The 21,673-nt window shown below is 43.6% G+C and carries 17 protein-coding genes; 12 read left to right on the top strand and 5 right to left on the bottom strand.

The annotated features are described in order from the left end of the window. The 7 genes from L3V36_RS10095 (at nucleotide 1) to L3V36_RS10125 (ending at nucleotide 7,584) form a co-directional block, all read left to right on the top strand. Complete coding sequence (locus L3V36_RS10095; RefSeq protein WP_017095486.1) at nucleotides 1-1,458, top strand: type II and III secretion system protein family protein; 1,458 nt, start codon at nucleotides 1-3, stop codon at nucleotides 1,456-1,458. Next, the gene (locus L3V36_RS10100) at nucleotides 1,448-1,717 is read left to right on the top strand and encodes a hypothetical protein (protein WP_065682810.1); all 270 of its coding nucleotides are present in this window, start codon (nucleotides 1,448-1,450) and stop codon (nucleotides 1,715-1,717) included. The genes L3V36_RS10095 and L3V36_RS10100 overlap by 11 nt, the downstream gene beginning before the upstream one ends. 204 nt (nucleotides 1,718-1,921) lie before the next feature. Continuing rightward, complete coding sequence (locus L3V36_RS10105) at nucleotides 1,922-3,136, top strand: AAA family ATPase (RefSeq protein WP_017095488.1); 1,215 nt, start codon at nucleotides 1,922-1,924, stop codon at nucleotides 3,134-3,136. Nucleotides 3,137-3,168: 32 nt separating this feature from the next. Next, a complete protein-coding gene (locus L3V36_RS10110; RefSeq protein WP_017095489.1) occupies nucleotides 3,169-4,620 on the top strand; it encodes a CpaF family protein in 1,452 nt (483 codons plus the stop codon). A gap of 10 nt (nucleotides 4,621-4,630) precedes the next feature. Next, nucleotides 4,631-5,596 carry a type II secretion system F family protein gene (locus L3V36_RS10115; protein WP_017095490.1) on the top strand — a complete coding sequence of 322 codons (966 nt, stop codon included), beginning with the start codon at nucleotides 4,631-4,633 and terminating at the stop codon, nucleotides 5,594-5,596. 3 nt (nucleotides 5,597-5,599) lie between these two features. Then, nucleotides 5,600-6,571 carry a type II secretion system F family protein gene (locus L3V36_RS10120; protein WP_017095491.1) on the top strand — a complete coding sequence of 324 codons (972 nt, stop codon included), beginning with the start codon at nucleotides 5,600-5,602 and terminating at the stop codon, nucleotides 6,569-6,571. Further along, nucleotides 6,568-7,584: a tetratricopeptide repeat protein gene (locus tag L3V36_RS10125; RefSeq protein ID WP_102299783.1), complete on the top strand. Its 1,017-nt coding sequence runs from the start codon at nucleotides 6,568-6,570 to the stop codon at nucleotides 7,582-7,584. The genes L3V36_RS10120 and L3V36_RS10125 overlap by 4 nt, the downstream gene beginning before the upstream one ends. A 131-nt stretch (nucleotides 7,585-7,715) precedes the next feature. Here L3V36_RS10125 and chrA read toward each other — a convergent pair whose 3' ends face one another. Then, nucleotides 7,716-8,861, bottom strand: a complete 1,146-nt coding sequence (gene chrA / locus L3V36_RS10130; RefSeq protein WP_102450338.1) for a chromate efflux transporter — start codon at nucleotides 8,859-8,861, stop codon at nucleotides 7,716-7,718. 100 nt (nucleotides 8,862-8,961) lie between these two features. Here chrA and L3V36_RS10135 point away from each other — a divergent pair, with 100 nt between their 5' ends. Continuing rightward, on the top strand, nucleotides 8,962-9,891 hold the full coding sequence (locus L3V36_RS10135; protein WP_017088847.1) for a LysR family transcriptional regulator: 930 nt from the start codon (nucleotides 8,962-8,964) through the stop codon (nucleotides 9,889-9,891). Between the two features lie 30 nt (nucleotides 9,892-9,921). Here the strand turns inward: L3V36_RS10135 and L3V36_RS10140 are convergent, their stop codons facing one another. Next, on the bottom strand, nucleotides 9,922-11,019 hold the full coding sequence (locus L3V36_RS10140) for a phosphatase PAP2 family protein (RefSeq protein ID WP_208775225.1): 1,098 nt from the start codon (nucleotides 11,017-11,019) through the stop codon (nucleotides 9,922-9,924). A 274-nt stretch (nucleotides 11,020-11,293) separates the two neighbouring features. Beyond that, entirely contained in the window at nucleotides 11,294-12,367 is a 1,074-nt protein-coding gene (locus L3V36_RS10145) for a LacI family DNA-binding transcriptional regulator (RefSeq protein WP_065606112.1), read from the bottom strand. Between the two features lie 248 nt (nucleotides 12,368-12,615). On the opposite strand from L3V36_RS10145, the gene L3V36_RS10150 reads away from it, so the two are divergent. Both L3V36_RS10150 and L3V36_RS10155 read left to right on the top strand, forming a co-directional pair. Further along, the gene (locus L3V36_RS10150) at nucleotides 12,616-14,718 is read left to right on the top strand and encodes an alpha-galactosidase (protein WP_208775232.1); all 2,103 of its coding nucleotides are present in this window, start codon (nucleotides 12,616-12,618) and stop codon (nucleotides 14,716-14,718) included. A gap of 101 nt (nucleotides 14,719-14,819) precedes the next feature. Beyond that, complete coding sequence (locus tag L3V36_RS10155; protein ID WP_017095498.1) at nucleotides 14,820-16,517, top strand: solute:sodium symporter family transporter; 1,698 nt, start codon at nucleotides 14,820-14,822, stop codon at nucleotides 16,515-16,517. A gap of 223 nt (nucleotides 16,518-16,740) precedes the next feature. Here L3V36_RS10155 and L3V36_RS10160 read toward each other — a convergent pair whose 3' ends face one another. Together L3V36_RS10160 and ugpC are read right to left on the bottom strand one after the other, a co-directional pair. After that, nucleotides 16,741-18,081 carry an MATE family efflux transporter gene (locus L3V36_RS10160; protein ID WP_065682819.1) on the bottom strand — a complete coding sequence of 447 codons (1,341 nt, stop codon included), beginning with the start codon at nucleotides 18,079-18,081 and terminating at the stop codon, nucleotides 16,741-16,743. A gap of 281 nt (nucleotides 18,082-18,362) precedes the next feature. Further along, nucleotides 18,363-19,445: a sn-glycerol-3-phosphate ABC transporter ATP-binding protein UgpC gene (ugpC, locus tag L3V36_RS10165; protein WP_017092995.1), complete on the bottom strand. Its 1,083-nt coding sequence runs from the start codon at nucleotides 19,443-19,445 to the stop codon at nucleotides 18,363-18,365. 296 nt (nucleotides 19,446-19,741) lie between these two features. Here ugpC and L3V36_RS10170 point away from each other — a divergent pair, with 296 nt between their 5' ends. Both L3V36_RS10170 and L3V36_RS10175 read left to right on the top strand, forming a co-directional pair. Further along, nucleotides 19,742-20,662: a sugar ABC transporter permease gene (locus L3V36_RS10170; protein ID WP_004734436.1), complete on the top strand. Its 921-nt coding sequence runs from the start codon at nucleotides 19,742-19,744 to the stop codon at nucleotides 20,660-20,662. Further along, nucleotides 20,662-21,513 (top strand): carbohydrate ABC transporter permease, encoded by an 852-nt coding sequence (locus tag L3V36_RS10175; RefSeq protein ID WP_004734435.1) that lies wholly within the window; start codon nucleotides 20,662-20,664, stop codon nucleotides 21,511-21,513. Before L3V36_RS10170 ends, L3V36_RS10175 begins: the two co-directional genes overlap by 1 nt. Nucleotides 21,514-21,673 lie beyond the last annotated feature (160 nt).

The raw sequence follows: 21,673 nt of genomic DNA on the forward strand, positions 1-21,673 counted from the left end.
ATGAAAATATTATTAGCGTGTGTTTTTAGCCTGATTTGTTTTTCGGCAGCCAGTGTTGCTGCACTACAGACAGGAAAAACGGTCACGGTTCCACATCACAAATCTACGCATGTGGTGCTGTCGGGTAAAGCGGCGAAGGTTTCTCTTGGTGATCCTGAAGTCTTAGATATTGTGATTTTGAAATCTAATGAGTTGTTCTTAATTGGTAAAAAATTAGGGGCGACAAATTTGATGGCTTGGGATTCGCGAGGTCAGTTGATTGAGTCGATTAACATCGAGGTTACTCATGATCTTAATAGCTTAAAGTCAAAGCTATACGAGTTTCTTCCTGATGAGACGATTGAGGTTCATAGTGCGCAAAACCGTTTGCTGTTAAGTGGGCAAATCAGTAATCAACAAAAAATGAATGTTGCGATGCGAATTGCCGAAACTTATGCGGCAGGACAAGCGGCGGATGATGCTAAAGAGAGTGGTAGTGAGCAAGCTGCCGCAACGGGTGTGATCAACTTGATGTCTATTGGTGGCGCACAACAAGTTATGCTTGAAGTGACGGTAGCCGAGGTTCAGCGAAGCTTAGTGAGAAAGTTCGATGCTAACTTCCATTTCTTCCAAACCAGTGGTTCTAACTTTTCGTGGGGCGCTTCATCAGTCCCTGCTGGTGTATTGGGTGCAACGCCAATTTTTGATATTCCAACCTCTACTGATTACGGGATTCTAGGTTCTTTCATCGATAGTAATACCTTGTTTACTTTTGCTCTTGATGTCGCGAAGCAAAATGGTGTGGCTAAGGTATTAGCTGAGCCAAACTTAACCGCATTGAGTGGCTCAAAAGCTGAGTTCCTAGCGGGTGGTGAATTTCCTATTCCTGTTCCCGACGATGATGGAATTACCATTGAGTACAAGGAATACGGTGTCGGGTTGAAATTCATACCTACCGTACTCAGCGATAAAAAAATCAATCTTAACCTAGCGGTTGATGTGAGTGAGATAGCTAACAGCAGTTCATTGACTATCGATCCTGGTTCGACGAATGCGACTTATTTTATCCCACCAATCACACGTCGAAGTGCATCTTCTACGCTTGAGCTTGCTGATGGCCAAACTATCGGTATTGCAGGGTTGTTGAGTGAGAATGTACGAGATGTCAGTAACAAAATGCCGGGGATTGGTGATGTACCGATTTTAGGTCAGCTTTTCAATAGCCAAGAATACATATCGGGTGAAACCGAGCTTGTCATTCTCGTTACACCGAGGCTCGCTAAACCGGTGGACCGAAGTAAAGTCACACTGCCAACTGATGCCTTTGTGGATCCGAATGATCTGGAATATTACTTGTTAGGTAGAAGCGCATACATTGCGGAGCCTTCTGATTCTGAAGACAGCAGCAAGACAAGTTCAGACAAAGGAATCGCGCCAACTGATGGTGGCAGTGAAGGTTCATTTGGTCATGATTTATAAGGAGATAGATATGATTAGAACAATGATGGCCTTTCTCATAGTTGTACTCGTCGGTTGTGCCAATGATGCACCACTAGGGCAATCTGTGGCCACGTTAAAGATGGAACAAACGTACAACCCTAATGCGACACAGGAGAACTTACAGGTTTTGCCTGATGGTACCGGAGAGCGCATGCAAGCTGGTTACGATAAGTATGTGGGTAAAGGTGACGAAGAACTTTCCGGAAGTAGCAGCCAGGTTTTAAATAGTTTTAATTAGCGCAAATGATTAGGTACAGATGCATCGAGTTACAAGTACTGTTTAGACGATCTCATTAGGGCAAATTAGATTTTTTGAACAGTGGTGCGAGATTGAATAGGAAGCGTCGTGAATAGGTTAGCCATCATCGTAATGAACTTAGTGTTTACCGTTAAGGCTTGATGATATTAGGACAAGATGTCCACAATGAAGACAGGTGGGAATATGGGCGAAGCAATTGATATTTTACCTAATGAAGACGATGCGATTCGCCTTAAAACTAACTTGAATGTATGGCTGATTTATAACAATGAGAATTTTCACGCTCATATGAGACAGCAATTGAAACGTTGTCGAAACGTGCATATTGAGTCTTTTTCTTTGTTAGGTATGACTGAAGAGTATGTGAAGAATATTGATGCCCCAGATTTAATCTTTGTTGAAGCAAGCGGTGGCTGGGCTCAGAAAATGGTGGATTTGCAAAGCTACAATCTTCAGTTAGAAGAGCATGATTTATCTTTGGTTGTGTTTGGTGATGAAAGTGACAATGGGTCATTAAAAATAGCGCTAAGACTCGGTGCTTCGGATTTTCTGTCTCACGATATATCTATTTCTGGTCTTCTCCCCTTACTAAAGAAAACAGCGGCAGAGAAAATCGAAAACTCTAGCTACGGAGAAGTGTTCTTATTTATCAACACTAAAGGGGGTATGGGGGCGACGACCTTAGCGCTTAATACCGCCGTAGAAATAGCAAGTTATCACCCGAATGAGGTGCTGTTGCTCGATATTGACCTCCAGTTTGGTGTTATTCCTGAATATTTGAATATCACGCCGACCTACAGTATTTCGGATGCCATCGATAGCTCAAATGATTTGGATGAGATGTCTTTGAGTAGCTTGGTGAATAAGCACTCATCAGGGTTACACGTTTTAAGTTTCAAGCATGAAAATAACGCAGATGATTATGAACATGCTCAGAAAATCGGGAAGTTACTGCCCGTATTACGTCGCTTCTATCGCTACATTATTATCGACTTTTCTCGAGGGTTGGATCATATCTTCGCATCGGCTATCTCCCCTGCGACTAAGGTGTTACTTGTGGCTCAACAAACCTTAGTTTCGGTTAAAAATAGTAATCGATTAATTCGAACGCTCAAGTTTGAGTACGGGTTGCAGCAGGACTCAATCGAGATCATTGTGAATCGTTATGAAAAGCGACAAACAATTAAGCTAACAGATATAGAACAAACCGTTGGAAAGCATGACATCCATTTAATGCCTAATGATTTTAAGGTGGCTCTTGAGAGCGCTAATTTAGGTTTGCCGTTGGTTGAATCGAAGAAAAAGAGCTCAATTACACGGTCGATTATTGATTTGTCTCATATCCTTTCTCCGCCAGAACAAGAAGAGAAAGGTTGGCTTAAAAAAATATTTTCATAACACGTTTGTTACAGCATATATGAGGGATCGTTATGTTCTTTAAACGAAAAAATATTAATCCGGAGTTTGAAAAGAAAGTAGAACAGTTTTCCCTAGAGGAAGACGGCGTTGTATCGCCCCTCATTCAGAAAGTCGCTAACGTATCCCATGAAGCTAAGAGTTTAGAGGCGAGTGAAGAGCAAGAAAAGTCGATGAATGAGGCGAAAAAAGTCTTAGAGCAAGAATTGTCGATTAAACACTACTTTCATAAGCAGTTACTCGAAACATTAGATTTAGGGCTACTTTCTAGCTTAGATAAAGAGCGCGCCAAAGTAGACCTTCATGAAGCGATCGTTCAGTTAATGGCGGATGACCAAAGCCACGCATTAAGTGCCGAGGGGCGTAAGCGAGTCATCAAGCAAATTGAAGATGAAGTATTTGGCCTTGGCCCACTTGAACCATTGCTCGCCGATAAAACGGTGTCCGATATTTTGGTCAACGGACCTAAAAGTGTTTATGTCGAACGCCGAGGCAAATTAGAAAAAACACCGTATACGTTTTTAGATGATCGTCACTTAAGAAACATTATTGATCGTATCGTTAGTCAGGTTGGACGCCGGATTGATGAAGCGTCGCCAATGGTAGATGCTCGATTAGTTGATGGTTCACGAGTGAATGCCATTATTCCCCCTTTGGCCTTAGATGGCCCTTCCGTTTCTATACGACGTTTTTCTGTAGACAGCCTAACCATGGATAATCTGCTGGAATACAAGTCAGCCTCTCCACAAATGGCAAAGTTCATTGAAGCTGCCGTAAAAGGTGAGCTTAATATCCTTATTTCTGGTGGTACAGGCTCAGGGAAGACGACGACGCTGAATATTTTTTCTGGGTTTATTCCTAGAGATAAACGGATTATTACCATAGAAGATTCCGCAGAGTTACAACTGCAACAGCCACACGTGATTCGTTTAGAAACACGCCCTGCAAACCTTGAGGGTAAAGGTGAAATCAGTCAGCGAGAGCTAGTAAAAAACACCTTGCGTATGCGACCTGACCGTATTGTTGTCGGGGAGGTGCGTGGTAGCGAAGCTGTTGATATGTTAGCGGCGATGAACACGGGCCATGATGGTTCACTTGCCACGATTCACGCGAATACACCTCGTGACGCACTAAGCCGAGTTGAGAATATGTTCTCGATGGCGGGATGGAATATTTCAACGAAAAATCTAAGATCGCAGATTGCTTCTGCTATTCATTTGGTGGTTCAAATGGAAAGACAAGAAGACGGTAAGCGTCGCATGGTCAGTATCCAAGAGATCAACGGGATGGAAGGAGAGGTCATCACTATGTCTGAGATCTTCCACTTCCAGCGTCAAGGTATCGATGAGCATGGCAATATCTTAGGTTATTACACCGCAACCGGTGTTGTTCCTCAGTCTCATGATCAACTAGTTAAACGTGGTCTTGATTTGCCTTATGAGATCTTTACCGAGTCACATAGCTGAGGAGCCGATCATGGATAGTGTAACTGTATCGTTGGCCCTATTGTTTGTTGCGGTATTGTTTATTTCGCAAGCTTTGTTATTGCCAGCTGCCGGGAAAAAAGCTAAGCACAAAGAGCTATCTCGTCGTTTAAAAGAGACACAAAGAAATATTGATGAAGAGAGTTTGTCGCTCTTAAAAGACCATTACAACAAGGAACTTTCTCCCTTTGACCGTAAATTAATTGTTGTTCCTTTTTTTGCCGACTTAAAGCGCATGTTGGAATTAGCAGGCCTCAAAATCACATTAAGCCGCTTTTTGCTGATCGTATTCTTGGGCGGAATCCTATTGGCTTTGGTTGCTCTGGTGCTCAATCAAGTTTGGTTCATTTGTGTTGCCTCTTTCGTCTTTGTTTGGGTTGTTGCTTATCTGTTTGTTCAAAACAGAGTGACCTACAGAATGGCAAGGTTTGAGGAGCAGTTACCAGACGCCTTGGACATCATAAGAAGAGCCTTACAAGCGGGTCAGCCATTAGTTCAGTCTTTTAATGAGGTTGGCGAAGAGATGCCAGAGCCTATTGGGGTTGAGTTTAAGAACACCTATAACTTATTGAACTATGGTTATGATTTACGGCTCGCCATCTTACAAATGACAGAAAGAGTACCGACGGTTTCTATGTTGGCTTTTTCAAGTGCGGTCATGTTGCAGAAAGAAACGGGGGGCAACCTCTCTGAGAATCTGCAAAAAGTATCTGAGGTATTAAGAGCGCGCTTTAAGCTAGAAAGAAAAATCAAAACCCTTTCAGCTGAGAGTCGACTTTCTGCTTGGATACTGACGCTTTCTCCGTTTGCCCTATTTTTCGGTCTTAAATTCGTAAACCCTGAATACATAGAGCCTTTGTACAGCGATCCTAGAGGAATATCTATGGTCAGTGTGGGCGTGATTTTGTTGGCGATTGGGGCATTGTGGATAAGAAAAATAATAAATATCGAGATATAGATTATGGAATTCTTTGATTTAGAAGTATGGAAACAAACACTCTCTGAGTTCGGTATCACTAGCCAGACCCTGCTTTACGGGATGATTTTGCTGACCACTATGCTACTTACTCTTACTTTAGGGTTTCTTTTTGTCGGTACTCGCTCCCCGTTGGATAAAAAGTTAAAACAGATTTCCGGAGGGAATCATACTGGTAGTCGCAAACCTTATGACTTTACCAACACTTTGGAGTCGCTGACGCCATTTATTGGGCGAGGGAACAAAAAAGATAACGAAACGTATTCAGAAAAATTAATGCATGCTGGATATCATGAAAAGAGCGCACTTTCAGTATTTTACGCCTTTAAAGTACTTTCAACATTAATAGGGTTTGTTTGTGCATTCACAGTGTTTTATTTAGACATAGGTGATAGTTACAACAACTTGCTGATTGTGACATGTATTTTTGTCGGGACATTCTTCCCCAATTTTGTATTGAGTAAAATGCAAAAAGAAAGACAGAGAAAAATCAGAAACGGTGTCCCTGATGCTTTAGACCTTTTGGTGGTATGTACAGAATCAGGTCTTGGTTTTAATGCCGCACTAGGGCGTGTCGCTAACGAGTTATACATTTCACAACCCGAACTTGCCGATGAGCTAGATACTGTGTTTGCTAAAATTCAAGCGGGTGTCACGATGCCAGATGCTTTGAGTCAACTCGTTGAACGAACTGGGCTTCGTGAGTTGGAAGGGCTTGTTTCTTTGCTCTCGCATGCTTCAAGAATGGGGGGGAGTTTAGCTCAAACCTTACGTGACTATACCGAAGATTTTCGAGACAAACGCCAACAAGCTGCGGAAGAAATTGCAGCAAAAATCCCTACCAAAATGCTATTTCCCATGTTGTTGTTCATTTGGCCTTGCTTCTTTATCGTTGCTCTTGGGCCCGGAATGATGATTGTAATGGATGCACTGACATCTCCAGGAGCGAGTTTATGATGCGAATGAACAGAATGGTTTTACTTTTACTACCGCTATTGATTCTCGGGTGCGCCTCTTCTGATGAGCCAACTAATCAGTTTGATGCAGAATTGTATTCGGGTAAGCCAATTGACACCTTAACCAGTGACGATCCACCCGTCAGCGAAAAAGAAGCAATCATGCGTGGTGATGTCGCACTTAGAGACAACAACATCGATTTAGCTCTCTATGAGTACATCCGATCTCTGTCTTTTCCTGAGCAAGAGTTTCACGATAAAACGCTATTTACGATAGGTCGAATTCACTCCTCGAGAGGCAATTACGCACTCGCTGAAAAAGCGTATTTGGCGGCATTAGATTTTAACCCTGCGCATACTGAAGTATTAGAGCAGTTAGGTGTTTTATATACCAAACAACGCCGTACAGATGAAGGTCGAAGCTACTTCTTTAAAGCGATCAATGCCGACCAAGTTCGTTTAAAAAGCAGCGAAACGATTAAAAACTACCAAGCGTTAAGTCAAAGTGAAGTGGCAGGCTTGAAGGTTGACAGTATGTCTCCTGCTTTGGCTTACATGGGAATCGGAGTCTTGGAAGATGTAGAAGGCAAACATCAGATAGCCCAAGAGTATTTTAAAAAGTCGCTCACTATCGATAAAACTTCAGTGAAAGCTCTACTGAATATGGGTTATTCCCATTATATGTACGGCAACTACAAAGAAGCGTATCAATACACTCGTTCGGCTTTAGAGATCGAACCTAATAATGAGAAGGCTCAGAACAACCTTGCTCTCATTTATTTGGCATCAGGTGATGTAAAAAAAGCAATAAATGTGTTTATGCGTCATATGGATGCGCCGGAAGCTCTGAATAATGTTGGTTACTTTCTAATTATTCAAGGTCGACCTGATGAAGCGATTCCTTACCTGCAACAAGCCATCGACAAAAAACCTTCGTATTACAAAATCGCCAATGAAAACCTAAATCGAGCGTTAGCCGAGGTGAGAGAAATGAAGGCAAGCACACCAATATAGTGTTGTTCTATGAAGAGTTATTCTTCTTATGGTAAACAACGAAAATGAATTAGCCCCTGATGAGTGTCCTTATCAGGGGCTAATATTTGTAACTCAGTTTTGTATCTAAAGTTGGGTATCTAAGTACTTAATTATAAATAGTTAAGCATCGCACCAGCTGCGATAAAGGTACCAACTAACCCTACAATCGGCATCTTCATTGCTTTCAATAACCACACGCCAACAATGATCAGAGCGAAGTCTATGCCGCTACTCACTGCACTTGTGAAGATCGGTTGATATAGAGCCGCAAGTAATAGACCAACAACTGCTGCATTCACACCGGTAAGAGCACCAGCCACCAAAGGTTTACTCGCAATTGCCTGCCAGTTCTTCAATACACCCAGTAGCAGCAAGAAGCCCGGTAAGAACACCGCAATCGTTGCGAGCAGTGCCCCTGTGATCGGTGCTGATGGCATTAATACATAACCTAGGTAAGTGGCTAACGTAAACATCGGGCCCGGTACGGCTTGCGCTGCGGCATAGCCTGTTAGGAAGGCATCTTGAGACAGTTGGTCACCAATGCCATTCTGTAACAACGGAAGAACCACGTGACCGCCACCGAATACCAAGCTGCCTGCTTGGTAGAACAAGCCAAATACTTCAATGCCTTGAGAGTAAGCACTGAATAGAGGCAGACCAACCAGTAAAGCAACGAAAATCACGAGTGGTGTTAACGATATCTTGTGCGTCGAAGGTACTGTTTTCAATTCGTGTGAGGTTAAGAACTTACTGCCAACCATAGCAGCAAACAATAGAACTAATACCTGAGGCCAGATCCCAGGAATTAAAAGCAGAACAATCGCGGTTATCACACACAGTGCTGTTGCTATCTTTGATTGGCAAAAGTTTTTGTACATGCCGAAAGTGGCGTCAGCCACAACCACGACCGCGAGTAGCTTAAGTCCGTGGATGATTGAAATGAAAAGCGGTGCTTCCAACAACTGATTGCTCACTAAGGCCAATATCAACATTAGGATGACAGAAGGGGAGGTGAAGCCTACAAATGCGGCAATCGCACCGGTTAAGCCACCTTTTTTGTAACCAACCGCGAAGCCAACCTGACTTGAGCCTGGACCCGGCAGAAATTGACTGAGGGCGACAATTTGCCCGTACTCTTCGTCGGATAACCAATTCAGTTTCTCAACAAAGGTTTTACGGAAGTAGCCAATGTGTGCCGCTGGTCCACCGAAGCTAATCCAGCCAAGCCAGAAAAAGGTTTTAAAAATTGAAAGCATGATCGATTCCAGATAAATGTTTAGCGTAATTTAGGTGGAGTTGAACTATGATTCAAATTAATTGTTTTAATTATAATTATGAATGAAATGGGATTGATTTGTGGCTGATTTTAACTGGAAAGGAATTGACCTTAACTTATTGATTGCACTGCAGGCTTTGTATAAGACGAATAGCGTGAGTAAGGCTGCTGAGCGTTGTTATGTCAGCCAATCTGCGATGAGTCATAGCTTACAAAGACTGAGAAAGCTGTTTGATGACCCTTTGTTTGAGCGGGTCGGTAGCAAGATGGAAGCGACCGACCGAGCCATTGAATTATCAAGCACCGTCGATGCGTTGCTTAATACTATTCAATCTGAAGTTCTGTTGTCCAAAAGGTTTGAAGTTGATAGTTATAGAGGCAGCTGGAAAATAGGGCTGACCGATTACGCTGAACAGATGTTTGGCCCAATGATCTTTGACTTTATTAAGCAAGTTTCGCCAAGCTCTCAAGTCGCGTTTTTCAACGTTAATCGAACCAATTATCAGCAGGTATTTGAAGAGGCTAAGCTAGATATTGCGATAGGCAGTTTTGGTGAAGTGCCTAAATTGTATGGCACAGAACTTCTCTATACTGAGCAACATGTCTGCTTGCTTGATGAATCCGTTTTGGATGTTGAGTTGCCTATGTCATTACAATCGTTTGTCTCTGTGGAGCACGCCTTAGTATCGCCTAATGGCGCCCTAAAAACCGCAGTTGATACTAAATTGGCTGAGTTAGGCTACACCAGAAAAGTGGCAATCGCATCGAGCAACTTCTTAACGGTAAAGCGATTGATCAGTGGCAGAAAGCTATTGTGTATTGTGCCGAAGTTAGTCGCTAGAAACGCCCCTAATGTAGACAGTTCACTGATAGCTGTCACTCCGCCAATAGACGTCCCTGATTTTGATATACAGCTTGTTTATCGTAAGGGAAAGCAATTAGACGACAAGAATACTCACTTGAGAAAAGTGATCTCCCATGCGGTTGAGATTGTCATTGCTGTTGAGTGATTGATTGTGGGTTTCTTTTGAGTATCTAGCCTATCTTCTAAGCATGTAACCTATCAAGTGCCAAAGAAAAACGACCATTAGTGCGCCGACATAACCGTCAACAGCGTAATGCCATGCCAAATGCACCGAACCAACCTGAATAAAAAAGGCGTAAATCCACGCTATGTAACCGAGTTTCTTATTCAATTTGAATGATGTCATCGCAATCAGAACAGATATGGTTACATGCATGCTAGGCATGGCTGAGATGCCAGTCCCAATATCTCCAATACCTCCAACGTAGCTTGCCCAAAGCGCATCTTGAGTACTGAGTGCCCACAAAGACATAAAGCCACGTTCAGTGAGTTCTGCGCTCTGCATGTTTAATCTTTGCATCAAAGGAAGATACAAATCTTGGTCATTGAAGTGACTAATAAAAACAGGGCCGGCTGATGACAGAAGGGTCGCCATTATGTTCCCAATGATAAACCACGAACTTAAGAATGTGAGTAAAAACTGGTTGCGAAGTTGGTCATCTTTACGGTAAATGACAAAATAAAGCAGCATTCCCCACATGATAAAAAACCACAAGTTGTACAAGATGTTGATGGCGAGTGAAGCTATTGAATTCGGTAAAAAAAAGTGGGTGATTTCCCAAGGTGAAATGCCAAAGTGCAACCATTTATCTAAATGGTAAAAATCGAGATCTAGAAAATATGGATTGAGATAAGGAATGACTGATTTTAAGAAGGTATAGCTAGAGAATGAGATGTTTAAGACGAGCATCAATAAAATAAAGTAGATCGGCTTTGATACTGGAAACAACAGAGTTTTGATTTTCTTGATGAACTGTTTGGTGGGTCTTTTTTCTCGATTGAACAACAAATGGCAGTAGTAGTATGTCGCCCATAAAATAAAGGTGACGTAACAGACAGTGGCTAAGATCTCTAAGTAGGTATATATGTTGTATCGAACTTCATGAGGCACGAAATAATTAACAACTAACGTTAACGGTGTCGTAAATGCAACATAATACAGAATCAGTTTGTTTCTTCTGAATTCATGAAGTAAAGACGATAACAAGTTTGATTGTTCTTTTTGAGGTGCGGGTTTGTCGGTGGTCGCCTCTGAATCCATATAACCCTTCATCACGATTTCCTATCATGCTTAAAGGTTAGTTCATTTGAGCTGGTTTTCTACTTTTCAACCTTGTGTCAGGGGTAAAAATAAACGAAATAAATCCTTCCATTTTTCACAACCAGACTATACTTAATTTACGACTCAAAGCAGTCGTAAAGAATAGGCTTTTTGATTTACCTAAGTAAAAAAATTGGTTATATCCTCATGATATAGCTTAAAAAACTACCAGGCTAAACGGACTTAGTTGGTCTTGAAGCGCTAGCTCCCCCTAGCGCTTTTTCTTTTATGTCGATTCTGGCAAAAGGGTCTGAATCCTTTTTAGCAGTTGCTCGATCTCTTGTTTTTCATAGTGAGCCGTCACCTTCGGTTGGCTGCTTTCTCTTGGGAGTAATGCCGTTTCGATATGGTGCTGCAGTAAAGCATCTTGTGAGTTGGCGTTGAGCTTCTCTGCAAGTACCACTGCTTGTCGGCCAATCGTGGTGAAGTCCTGTTTGATGGTGGTCAGTGGTGGATTAAAAAATGCACTGTCCTCGATGCCATCAAAGCCGACGACAGCAACTTTATCAGGGACAGGTATCTGCAGTTCTTGCAGCGCGCGTAAAACCCCTAATGCCATCTGATCACTCGCCACTAACACGGCATCAAATACGGCTTGTTTAGCGACAGCTTCTCGAACGCCAAGATAACCACTTTCTGCTTGCCAGTTTCCTTGATATTGATACTGCACCTTACTCTCTGCATCTGATAACGCGGCTAACCAACTTTGATGGCGAATCTTTGAGGCGCTGGATTCGTTCGGACCAGTGATTAACAGGAAGTCCGTTCGTCCGCTCTCAAGTAGATGTTGAGCCGCCAGTTTTGCTCCTTCCGCATGATCACCGCAAACATAGTTCACTTGGCTGTTAGAGGGGACATCAATGAAGATTAGGTTGAGGTGCTGATATTGTTCCACTAACCATTCTGCATCGGCACTCTCTAAAGGCACATTCAGAATAATGCTGTCGACCTGTTGAGCCATCAGTTCACGAATAGCCTCACGGGTGTTCGCGAGATTAGGCTCGGAAACAACAGAGAAAGCGACGCCATAACCCATATCATGAGCCTGCATTCGCACGCCATTGGCGATCATTGCTGCGCCATGCAGTGCCATATCGAGCGTGACTAAACCAACGCTGGTGGACTTGGCTCGACTGAGCATTTGAGCACCTTTATTGGGTACATAACCCAGTTGCTTTATGGCGGCGTTAACCTTGTTGCGGGTGGATTCCGCGACGTCTTGTGAGCCATTGGTTACTCGAGATACTGTCTGGGTAGATACCCCTGCCAGTTTTGCTACGTCTTTGAAGGTGATACTCATCGCTCTGCTCATCGAATATTTTAGAGTGAAATAAGCCTACCGAAATTTACCAAACTAAACTCTGCTCACTCTCAAATAAATGTCTTTTAAAACATTAAAAATGTTTCCGGAAACAGTCGATCTTGTGCAAATTTTTCGAATATTAAAGCCAATTTACATCACGATTTTGTGGATTTTGGATACTAATCTGGCGTGATGGGTTCACTATTATTTCTATATTATGTTTACGAAAACAATAGAGATTAGTAATGAACGAATTTATTCACTTAAAGAGTAAAAACCATAGTTTGATCATTAAATCAGGGCGTGTTCCAGAGGTTTTGCATTGGGGGGCAAAGATCGCAAGTATTGATGAAGATCTTCTGCTTTCGACAGAAAGACCGATTTCTCAAGCTCGACTTGATGTGGATGTGCCACTTTCTCTTTGCCCTGAGTTAGGCAGTGGACACTTTAACGCTCCAGGCATTGAAGGTCACAGAGAAGGGCGTGATTGGGCTCCTGTCTTTAAGACCGTTCGTTACGATGCTCAAGATCAAGAGGCGTGTTTTTTCCTTGAAGACAAGGTTGCTCTACTGGAGCTTAAGGTTGAGATCAAACTGGATTTCGAATCTGACGTCGTCCAAAAGCGTGTAACCGTCACCAATAAAGGCAGCAATAAATACTACCTGAATAAGCTGTCTTCAACGCTGCCGTTACCGAATCATGCTAACGAGCTTATGACGTTCCATGGCCGTTGGTGTCATGAATTTCAAACGCAACGTCAGCGTTTTGAACACGGCGGTTTCATGCAAGAGAACCGTCGCGGTCGCACATCTCACGAGAATTTTCCGGGGATGTTTACAGGGACTCAAGGGTTCTCAGAGCAACATGGCTTGGTGTGGGGATTTCATTTGGGCTGGAGCGGTAACCACCAAATGCGCGCGGATGTTCGTAGTGATGGCCGCCGCTTTGTTCAAGCGGGAGAGTTATTGCTAGCGGGTGAATCGATTCTAGAACCAGAGGCTACTTATCAGACACCTTGGCTCTATGGCTGTTACAGCAATTCTGGCTTGAACGGTATTGCTCAGCGTTTTCAGCAATTTGTTCGCGACAACATTATTCAATTTCCAACCGATAAACCTCGTCCCGTTCACTTGAATACATGGGAAGGGATCTATTTTGATCACAAGCCTGACTACATCATGAAGATGGCAACGGAAGCGGGCGTAATGGGTGTTGAACGTTTCATTATTGATGATGGTTGGTTTGTGGGGCGTGATGGTGAACGCACGGCACTGGGCGACTGGTATTTGGATGAAGTGAAATACCCAAATGGCTTAGAACCTGTGATTGAACATGTTAATCAACAGGGTATGGAGTTCGGGTTGTGGGTTGAACCTGAGATGGTCAGCCAAGACTCAAACCTATACCGTAACCACCCTGATTGGGTGCTTGGTTTACAAGGGTATCATCAACCATCTGGCCGTTGGCAGTACGTGTTAGACCTACAAAATGAAGCGTGTTTTAACTATTTGTATGAACGCCTCAATGCGCTTTTGACTCGATACAACATCACTTACCTTAAGTGGGACATGAACCGAGAGTTGGTTCAACCTGGGCATCAAGGTAAAGCTGCTGTGCATGGTCAAACTAAAGCGCTATATCGCCTTGTTGATGAGTTGAATCGAGCGCACCCAGAAGTCGAGATTGAATCTTGTTCTTCGGGCGGCGGCCGTATCGATTTTGAAATTCTAAAACGAACCCATCGTTTCTGGGCATCGGATTGTAATGATGCCTTAGAGCGCCAAGCCATTCAGAAAGGCATGAGTTACTTCTTCCCACCAGAAGTGATGGGGGCGCACATTGGCCCAGCAGAATGCCACTCAACCAACCGTCGTCACAGCATCAATATGCGTGGTGTAACCGCACTCATGGGGCACATGGGTGTTGAGCTTGACCCTGTTAAAGAGTCACCGGAAGAGAAACAAGCATTCTCACATTACATCTCACTGCATAAGCAATTTCGTCATGTTTTGCATTCTGGTCGTAGTTTCCGAATGGATCCTTCGGACAAAAATCAGAATATTTATGGCGTTGAAAATGACGATGAAATGCTGATCACCGTGTGCCAATTAGCGATGCCTGAATATGCTCTGCCTTCGCCACTTCGTATTAGCTGCGTGGAAGACAACGCGATGTATCAAGTGAAGTTAGTGGACATGCCACAAACCAGTTTCCAGTTGATGAAACAGCGCCCCCAATGGCTCGACAAAACGTTGACCCTGAGTGGCGATAACCTCAAGGAAATTGGATTGACCTTACCGATTCTAGACCCAGAGTCAGCCTTGATTGTTCATCTGAAAAAGATATGAAGCGCTAACTCTGAGTACCCCTACAAATAAAATTCTAAATATAAAAATATAATCGGCAGCGAGGAATTGCTGCCGCAATAACTAAACTTAAGGAAAACAAAATGTCTATTACAGTTCTGCTGTCATTCTTGTTATTTACTGGTTTTGTTGTCGCGTTTACCTACAACAAAGTTAAAAATGACAAGAACACCTCACAAGACGGTTTCTTTCTCGGCGGAAGAAGCTTAACCGGTGGTTTGATTGCCAGCTCCCTAATTTTAACCAACTTAAGCGCGACTAGCTTTGTTGGTATGAGTGCACAAGCTTATACCCACAACATGAGTGTCATGGGTTGGGAAGTGGCGTCTGGTGTAACTTTAGTAATCATCGCTCTGATGCTGGTACCGCGTTACCTGAAGCAAGGGATAACGACGATTCCAGACTTCTTAGAGAGCCGTTACGACATGTCGGTGAAGAAGTTTGTGACGTTACTTTTCTTGTGCCAGTACGTCATCAATATCTTGCCAACCACACTTTATGCCGGTGCCGTTGTTTTGGGGGAGATCTTTGATGTTCAAGCTCTGCTAAATATTTCAGAGTTTAGTTCGATAGCACTTATTTCGGCGACGATTGGTCTACTTGGCTTCTTTTACGCGATTTATGGCGGCCTAAAAGCGGTTGTGATTGCGGATACGATTAATGGCGTAGGCCTGATTGTTGGCGGCATGATGATCCCCGTGTTTGGTTTGATGGTGTTGGGCGAGGGCAGCTTTGGTGCTGGCTTGGATATTCTGCTTTATGCAGCGCCAGAGAAACTGCAATCGGTTGGTACAGAGACTGATCCACTGCCGTTCTCAACCTTGTTTACAGGTCTTCTACTTGTGAACCTTTACTACTGGGGTACGGATCAATCAATCATCCAGCGTGCATTGGGTGCTAAGAACTTAAAAGAAGGTCAGAAAGGGGTGATTCTTGCTGGTGCGATTAAGGTTATCTCTCCGCTGTTCCTAATCATTCCAGGCATCATCGCATTCCACATGTTTGGTGCAGATGCCGGTAATCCAGACACTATGTACACGCGCTTGGTAAACGAAGTTTTGCCTAAGCCGTTGGTTGGCTTCTTTGTCGCGGTTATGTTTGGTGCCATCCTAAGTACATTTAATGGTGTGCTTAACAGTTCGACCACTCTATTTGCATTGAATGTCTACAAACCTTTGTTTGGCCAAGGTAAAACAGATGAAGAGCTGGTGGGTAAAGGACGTATCTTTGGCGTTGTGATCGCGATTATCTCGGTATGTATCGCACCATTCATCATGTACGCACCAGAAGGTTTGTTCCAATACCTACAAATGGTAGCTGGCTTCTTCAGTGTGCCAATCTTCACTATCGTGTTTGTGGGTTACATCTCTAAACGTGTGCCAGCTCTAGCGGCTAAAGTGGCATTGGTGGTATTTGTAAGTTCATACGCTGCGATGCAGTTAGTGTTCAAAACACCTATTCACTTCTTACACCAATTGGCGATTCTGTTTGTTGTATGTACGGCGCTGATGTTCATCATTGGCTACTTTATGCCACGTGAAGATGATTACGTGATGCCTGTGAATGAAAATATCGATGTCACACCTTGGAAGTTCCGTTTCGAAGCTTCGGCTATTATTCTCTACATGGTATTAGGTGCTTACGTGATGTTCTCTGATGTTGGTTTTGTCTCGGATGATCCAACCATCATGCAGGTGTACGGTGTGTGCGGCATTGTAATGTTAGTCGGTATTTTTGGCCGATTAGCAAAGCGTAAGAAAGCGCTTGAAGCTGCCGCATAACCTCCACTGAGCCTGCTATTCGTTCTTTTAAAATGAGCTTGATAAGTAAAAGGATCATAGTAGGCCAATAACTTTAAAGGCATCTCAATTGTAATGAGTGAGATGCCTAACATATTATTTTTATGATTGGTTATTGTCTGGCTACTAACTACTAACTACTAACTACTAACTACTAACTACTAACTACTAACTACTAACTACTAACTACTAACTACTTACAAATTTACAAAGAGAATCGAGTCCATTTCTTCGCTCGCCAGCGACGAACCATGATCAATCCGCGGAACCATTCGTCCATCGCGATTGCCATCCAAGCACCAAATACGCCATAACCCCAATGCACACCAAGTAAATAGCTCATCGCAACGCCAATGCCCCACATGCTAAGAATGCCCATTTTGATCGGGAACTTAATATCGCCTGCGGCTTTTAAGCAAGAAATGAAAATCAGATTAAACACGCGACCACCTTCTAAAAGTATCGAGCCTGCGATGAGTGCGGCAGTCAGTGCGATGATCTCTGGATCTTGAGTGAAGAGATCCAAAATCTCGAATCGGAAAATATAGACCACGCAGGTAATGCTGATAGAGGCGATGAAACCAACCACAAAATAGCGTTGTACACGGTTGGCTATCTCATCTATCCAACCTTTACCTATGTAATAACCCGTTTGGATTTGGCTACCTTGGCCGATGGCTAAGGCAAAGGCAAAAGAGAGGCGAGCGATGTTTTGTGCGTAGGTAAACGCCGCCAATGAAGAAGTGCCCATCTGCACCACAAAGAAGGTAATACTGATTTGCGCCATGTTGTAAGAGAGTACTTCTCCAGCATTCATAGAGCCGATCTTCATGATTTTTTGATAGATAGCTTTAGGCACAGATTTGAACTGTTTCATCGGTAGGTCAATGCCTTTGTTTCTTACGACACCGATTAAGATCAATAACCCGATCACTTGGCTAATGACTGTCGCCGTTGCAACCCCTTGTACGCCGTAAACTGGCAACCCGAAAGGTTGGTAAAGTGCACAGTAGTTGCCGAAGATGTTGATCACACCTGCAATCATGTTGATGACCATCGGTGATTTTGAATAGCCATGGCTGCGCAGAATCGTGGTGAGAACGACACCTATCGTGACATTAAAGGTGAGAGCACCACTGATAAACAGATACTCTTGAGCGTACTGTTCGACTTGAGCTTCCAGTTGGTAGAGCGGAATAAAATATTCAGCACCAAGAATCGCAATCATACTGAGTAACACACCGGTAATAATGGCCAAGATAATGCTCGCCACGCCCACGTGAGCGCTCTCTTGAGTGCGAGAAGCACCGTTGTACTGTGCGATTAGGATGCCTGTACCACTGCTGACCATAGTTGAGACGATGATCAGAAAAAAGGATATCTGAGAGATAACACCAACGGCAGACACGGCTTTGTCTGAGTACCCCGATAACATGAATACATCACTGGTGTTGAGTGCGGTTCTTAGAAGAACTTCGATAAAAATTGGCCAGGTGAGCGCAACGATTCCCATGCGTTTATTTAGGGTGGAATCAGCATTAGGCATTTGGGTTTTCTCAGAAAGGGGTAAGCGACACTATAGTTTAGCCATTATTGAGTAAACGACTATCAAATTAATGTCCGGATAGCTATTAAGGGTAAATAAAGTTCGAATAAGCCTTCATAGGCCAACATTTAGGTGTGAGTTATGAAACTTTTGAGAGATGTTTCATAAGGTAAAGAGGAAGAAAGTGGAAGCGTTTAACTACTTAAAAGTGGCACAAGCAATGAGTTTGAAATGAAGTGGTAAAGCTAGCGACATCGAGCTAGCTCTACCGTTTTTAAAGCCTAGTTAATACGCTGACCTTCAGCATCAAACAGATGGCAATCTTTTGATGCGAAATTTAAATTGAGAGACTGATAACGTGCGACCTCTTGATCTCCGGGTAGGTGGACCTTAAAGCTATCAACGCCACATGATTGGCCAAACATATAGGTACTATTGCCCAATCGTTCTACCACTTCGCTCTGGAACTCAATCGTGATATCTGACTCGCCATTGATCTCCAAATGTTCTGGTCGAATACCAAGAGTCAATTTTTGTCCTTCGGCAAGGCCATCACTTGGCAATGGTAGAGTCATTTTATTAAGTCCATTGACGGTCAGTTGGGCATGAGTTTCTGAGGTGCTGTTCACGATACACGGTAAGAAGTTCATTTTCGGAGAGCCAATAAAGCCAGCCACGAACTCATTTTGTGGAGAATGATACAGTTCGAGAGGTGAACCGACTTGTTCTACTCGACCGTCTCTCAGTACTACGATCTTGTCAGCGAGCGTCATTGCTTCGACCTGATCGTGCGTGACATAAATCATGGTATTTTGCAGATCTTGGTGCAATTTGGCGATTTGTAAGCGCATATCGACACGAAGTTCAGCATCTAAGTTTGATAAAGGCTCGTCGAATAAGAACACTTTTGGGTTGCGAACAATTGCTCGACCGATAGCAACACGCTGACGTTGTCCACCTGAAAGTTCTTTCGGTTTACGCTTCAATAAAGGGTCGAGTTGAAGCGTTTTCGCTGCACTCGTGACTTGTTTCTCGACGACTTCTTTAGCTACCCCGTTCATTTTCAGGCCAAAGCCCATGTTTTCTTCAACCGTCATATGCGGATAAAGGGCGTAGGACTGGAATACCATCGCCACGCCACGCTCGGCAGGATCGACATCGTTAACCAGATCATCGCCAATATGGATCTCACCTTCAGTAATCTCTTCCAAGCCAGCAACTAAGCGTAAGAGAGTTGATTTACCGCAACCAGACGGTCCAACGAATACTACGAATTCGCCGTTACTTATTTCTAGATCAACACCATGGATCGTTTGAACATCACCATATCGTTTGATGACCTGTTTTAAGCTGATATCAGCCATGCTCTCTCCTTGCTTCGTTGGACTGCATCTCTTTGCCTTTAAAACATACGCTTTCATCAGAAATTTGTTAGGTGCCTCGCATGATTTATTGATCGTGGTCATATAAATTTGGCGATCTATACTGATTTTTGTGGAAACGTTTACAAAAATAAAACATAACTGTGCGTAATATTATCAATAAGCCTAATATTTGAACGTAATTACCATAAATGCTGAGTTGCTAGATTGAATTTAGAAATCTAGGTGGAAATTAATCAAATAGTAAATGAAGCTTTTAATACAAGGAATTTCGGGAAATGGAGCAATCTGTGAAAACGATATACCCAGAAAATCGCATCCCATCGGCGAAAAAGAAAAGGCGCATTAGTTCTAAGGTGTCGCCTTGGCTGTTCTTGGCGCCAGCCATCGCTATCTTCTCTCTTTATGTTATCTACCCCATCTTGGACAGTATCTGGCTGAGCTTCTTTGAGTGGGATGGGTTAGGCGAAAAAGAGTGGGTGGGGCTTGAGAACTATCGTGAGCTTTTTGACTCAGATGCTTTTTATACTTCGTTAACGAATAACTTCCTTTGGTTGATCTTCTTTATGCTTGCGCCACCGTGTGGCTTGGCGATTGCCCTTTTCTTAAACCAACAAGTGAAAGGCATTCGTGTCGTTAAATCCTTATTTTTCTTCCCCTTTGTTATCTCCCAAGTGGTGGTTGGTCTAGTGTTCTCCTGGTTCTATGACCCCTCATTTGGCCTTTTCAATATGGTATTGGGTGCGTTCGGTTTTGAGCCCATATCAATACTCGCTGACGAAGACTATGTCACCTACGGGATCATTGCCGCTGGCCTATGGCCACAAATTTCTTACTGCATGATCTTGTATCTCACGGGGCTGAACAATCTCGACCCAGAGCAATTAGAAGCGGCGCGACTGGATGGTGCAAAGAAGTGGCGCATGCTCTGGTATGTAGTTCTTCCTCAACTAAGACCGGCGACGTTTATTGCCGTGGTCGTGACAGTGATTGGTGCCCTGCGTTCTTTCGATTTAGTGGCAACCATGACGGCGGGTGGACCTTGGGGCAGCTCGACGGTGCTGGCGTATCAAATGTATGAAGAGTCTATTTTTAACTATCGAATGGGTTACGGTGCCGCGGTTTCTGTGGTGCTGTTTCTGATTATGGATATCTATATCGCTTACTTCTTGTGGCGCATGTTAAGGAGTGAAAAATAATGTTTCCGCAACCAATTCAAAAAGCCGGTCGCTTTACTAATATCAGCTACCGAGTGGCGTTACCTATCTCGATCGTGATGTGGTTGTTACCGCTTATCGCCGTGATGATGACGTCGATTCGTTCAATGGATGACATCAACAAAGGTAATTACTGGGGCTGGCCGAGCGAGATTCAGTTCATTGAGAACTACACCCAAGTTTTTACCTCGACCTCGATGGGGCAGTACCTAATCAATAGCTTGATCATCACACTGCCGGCGGTCGCAGGGGCTGTCGCACTCTCGACTCTGGCTGGGTATGCCTTGGCGAAATACAACTTCAAAGCCAACGTTTGGATCTTTGCGATGTTTATTGCGGGCAACTTTGTTCCGTTCCAAATTTTGATGATTCCAGTGCGTGATTTAACGATTGGACTTGGCCTTTACGATACCCATTGGGCATTGATTTTCTTCCATATCGCTTTTCAAGCCGGGTTCTGTACCTTGTTCATGCGTAACTTTATTGTTGGGATCCCAGATGCCTTGATCGAAGCGGCGCGTGTTGAAGGGGTGAGTGAATGGAAAATATTCTGGCATGTCGTACTCCCTTTGGTTCGCCCAGCTTTAGCGGCGTTAGCCGTGTTGGTGTTTACCTTTATTTGGAATGACTTCTTCTGGGCACTAGTACTGGTTCAGAGTGATGACGTTCGCCCTGTGACTGCGGGTTTGAGCTCACTTCAAGGCCAATGGCTGGCGTCTTGGCAGTTTATGTCGGCGGGTGCAGTGGTTGCGGCTATCCCACCGGTAGTGCTGTTCTTTACCATGCAAAAGCACTTTATCGCAGGCCTGACATTAGGTGCGACCAAAGGGTAAATAAAGAGATAAGAATCGATACACGAATCTAGCAATAGCGACGGCTTTAGTCGTTATTGCTACCGACATCCCGAATGGATGAATCATTGAAGAGAAACTAAAACACGAACAACCCTACGAGAGAAAACAATAAGAATTGGACTTAGAGAGCTTAGCTCCA

This window comes from Vibrio sp. G-C-1, from assembly GCF_021728015.1.
GTDB lineage: Bacteria > Pseudomonadota > Gammaproteobacteria > Enterobacterales > Vibrionaceae > Vibrio > Vibrio splendidus.

Coding starts and splice junctions, on each gene's coding strand:
- L3V36_RS10095 (WP_017095486.1), top strand. CDS start 1: ATGAAAATATTATTAGCGTGTGTTTTTAGCCTGATTTGTTTTTCGGCA.
- L3V36_RS10100 (WP_065682810.1), top strand. CDS start 1,448: ATGATTTATAAGGAGATAGATATGATTAGAACAATGATGGCCTTTCTC.
- L3V36_RS10105 (WP_017095488.1), top strand. CDS start 1,922: ATGGGCGAAGCAATTGATATTTTACCTAATGAAGACGATGCGATTCGC.
- L3V36_RS10110 (WP_017095489.1), top strand. CDS start 3,169: ATGTTCTTTAAACGAAAAAATATTAATCCGGAGTTTGAAAAGAAAGTA.
- L3V36_RS10115 (WP_017095490.1), top strand. CDS start 4,631: ATGGATAGTGTAACTGTATCGTTGGCCCTATTGTTTGTTGCGGTATTG.
- L3V36_RS10120 (WP_017095491.1), top strand. CDS start 5,600: ATGGAATTCTTTGATTTAGAAGTATGGAAACAAACACTCTCTGAGTTC.
- L3V36_RS10125 (WP_102299783.1), top strand. CDS start 6,568: ATGATGCGAATGAACAGAATGGTTTTACTTTTACTACCGCTATTGATT.
- chrA (WP_102450338.1), bottom strand. CDS start 8,861: ATGCTTTCAATTTTTAAAACCTTTTTCTGGCTTGGCTGGATTAGCTTC.
- L3V36_RS10140 (WP_208775225.1), bottom strand. CDS start 11,019: ATGAAGGGTTATATGGATTCAGAGGCGACCACCGACAAACCCGCACCT.
- L3V36_RS10145 (WP_065606112.1), bottom strand. CDS start 12,367: ATGAGTATCACCTTCAAAGACGTAGCAAAACTGGCAGGGGTATCTACC.
- L3V36_RS10150 (WP_208775232.1), top strand. CDS start 12,616: ATGAACGAATTTATTCACTTAAAGAGTAAAAACCATAGTTTGATCATT.
- L3V36_RS10155 (WP_017095498.1), top strand. CDS start 14,820: ATGTCTATTACAGTTCTGCTGTCATTCTTGTTATTTACTGGTTTTGTT.
- L3V36_RS10160 (WP_065682819.1), bottom strand. CDS start 18,081: ATGCCTAATGCTGATTCCACCCTAAATAAACGCATGGGAATCGTTGCG.
- ugpC (WP_017092995.1), bottom strand. CDS start 19,445: ATGGCTGATATCAGCTTAAAACAGGTCATCAAACGATATGGTGATGTT.
- L3V36_RS10170 (WP_004734436.1), top strand. CDS start 19,742: ATGGAGCAATCTGTGAAAACGATATACCCAGAAAATCGCATCCCATCG.
- L3V36_RS10175 (WP_004734435.1), top strand. CDS start 20,662: ATGTTTCCGCAACCAATTCAAAAAGCCGGTCGCTTTACTAATATCAGC.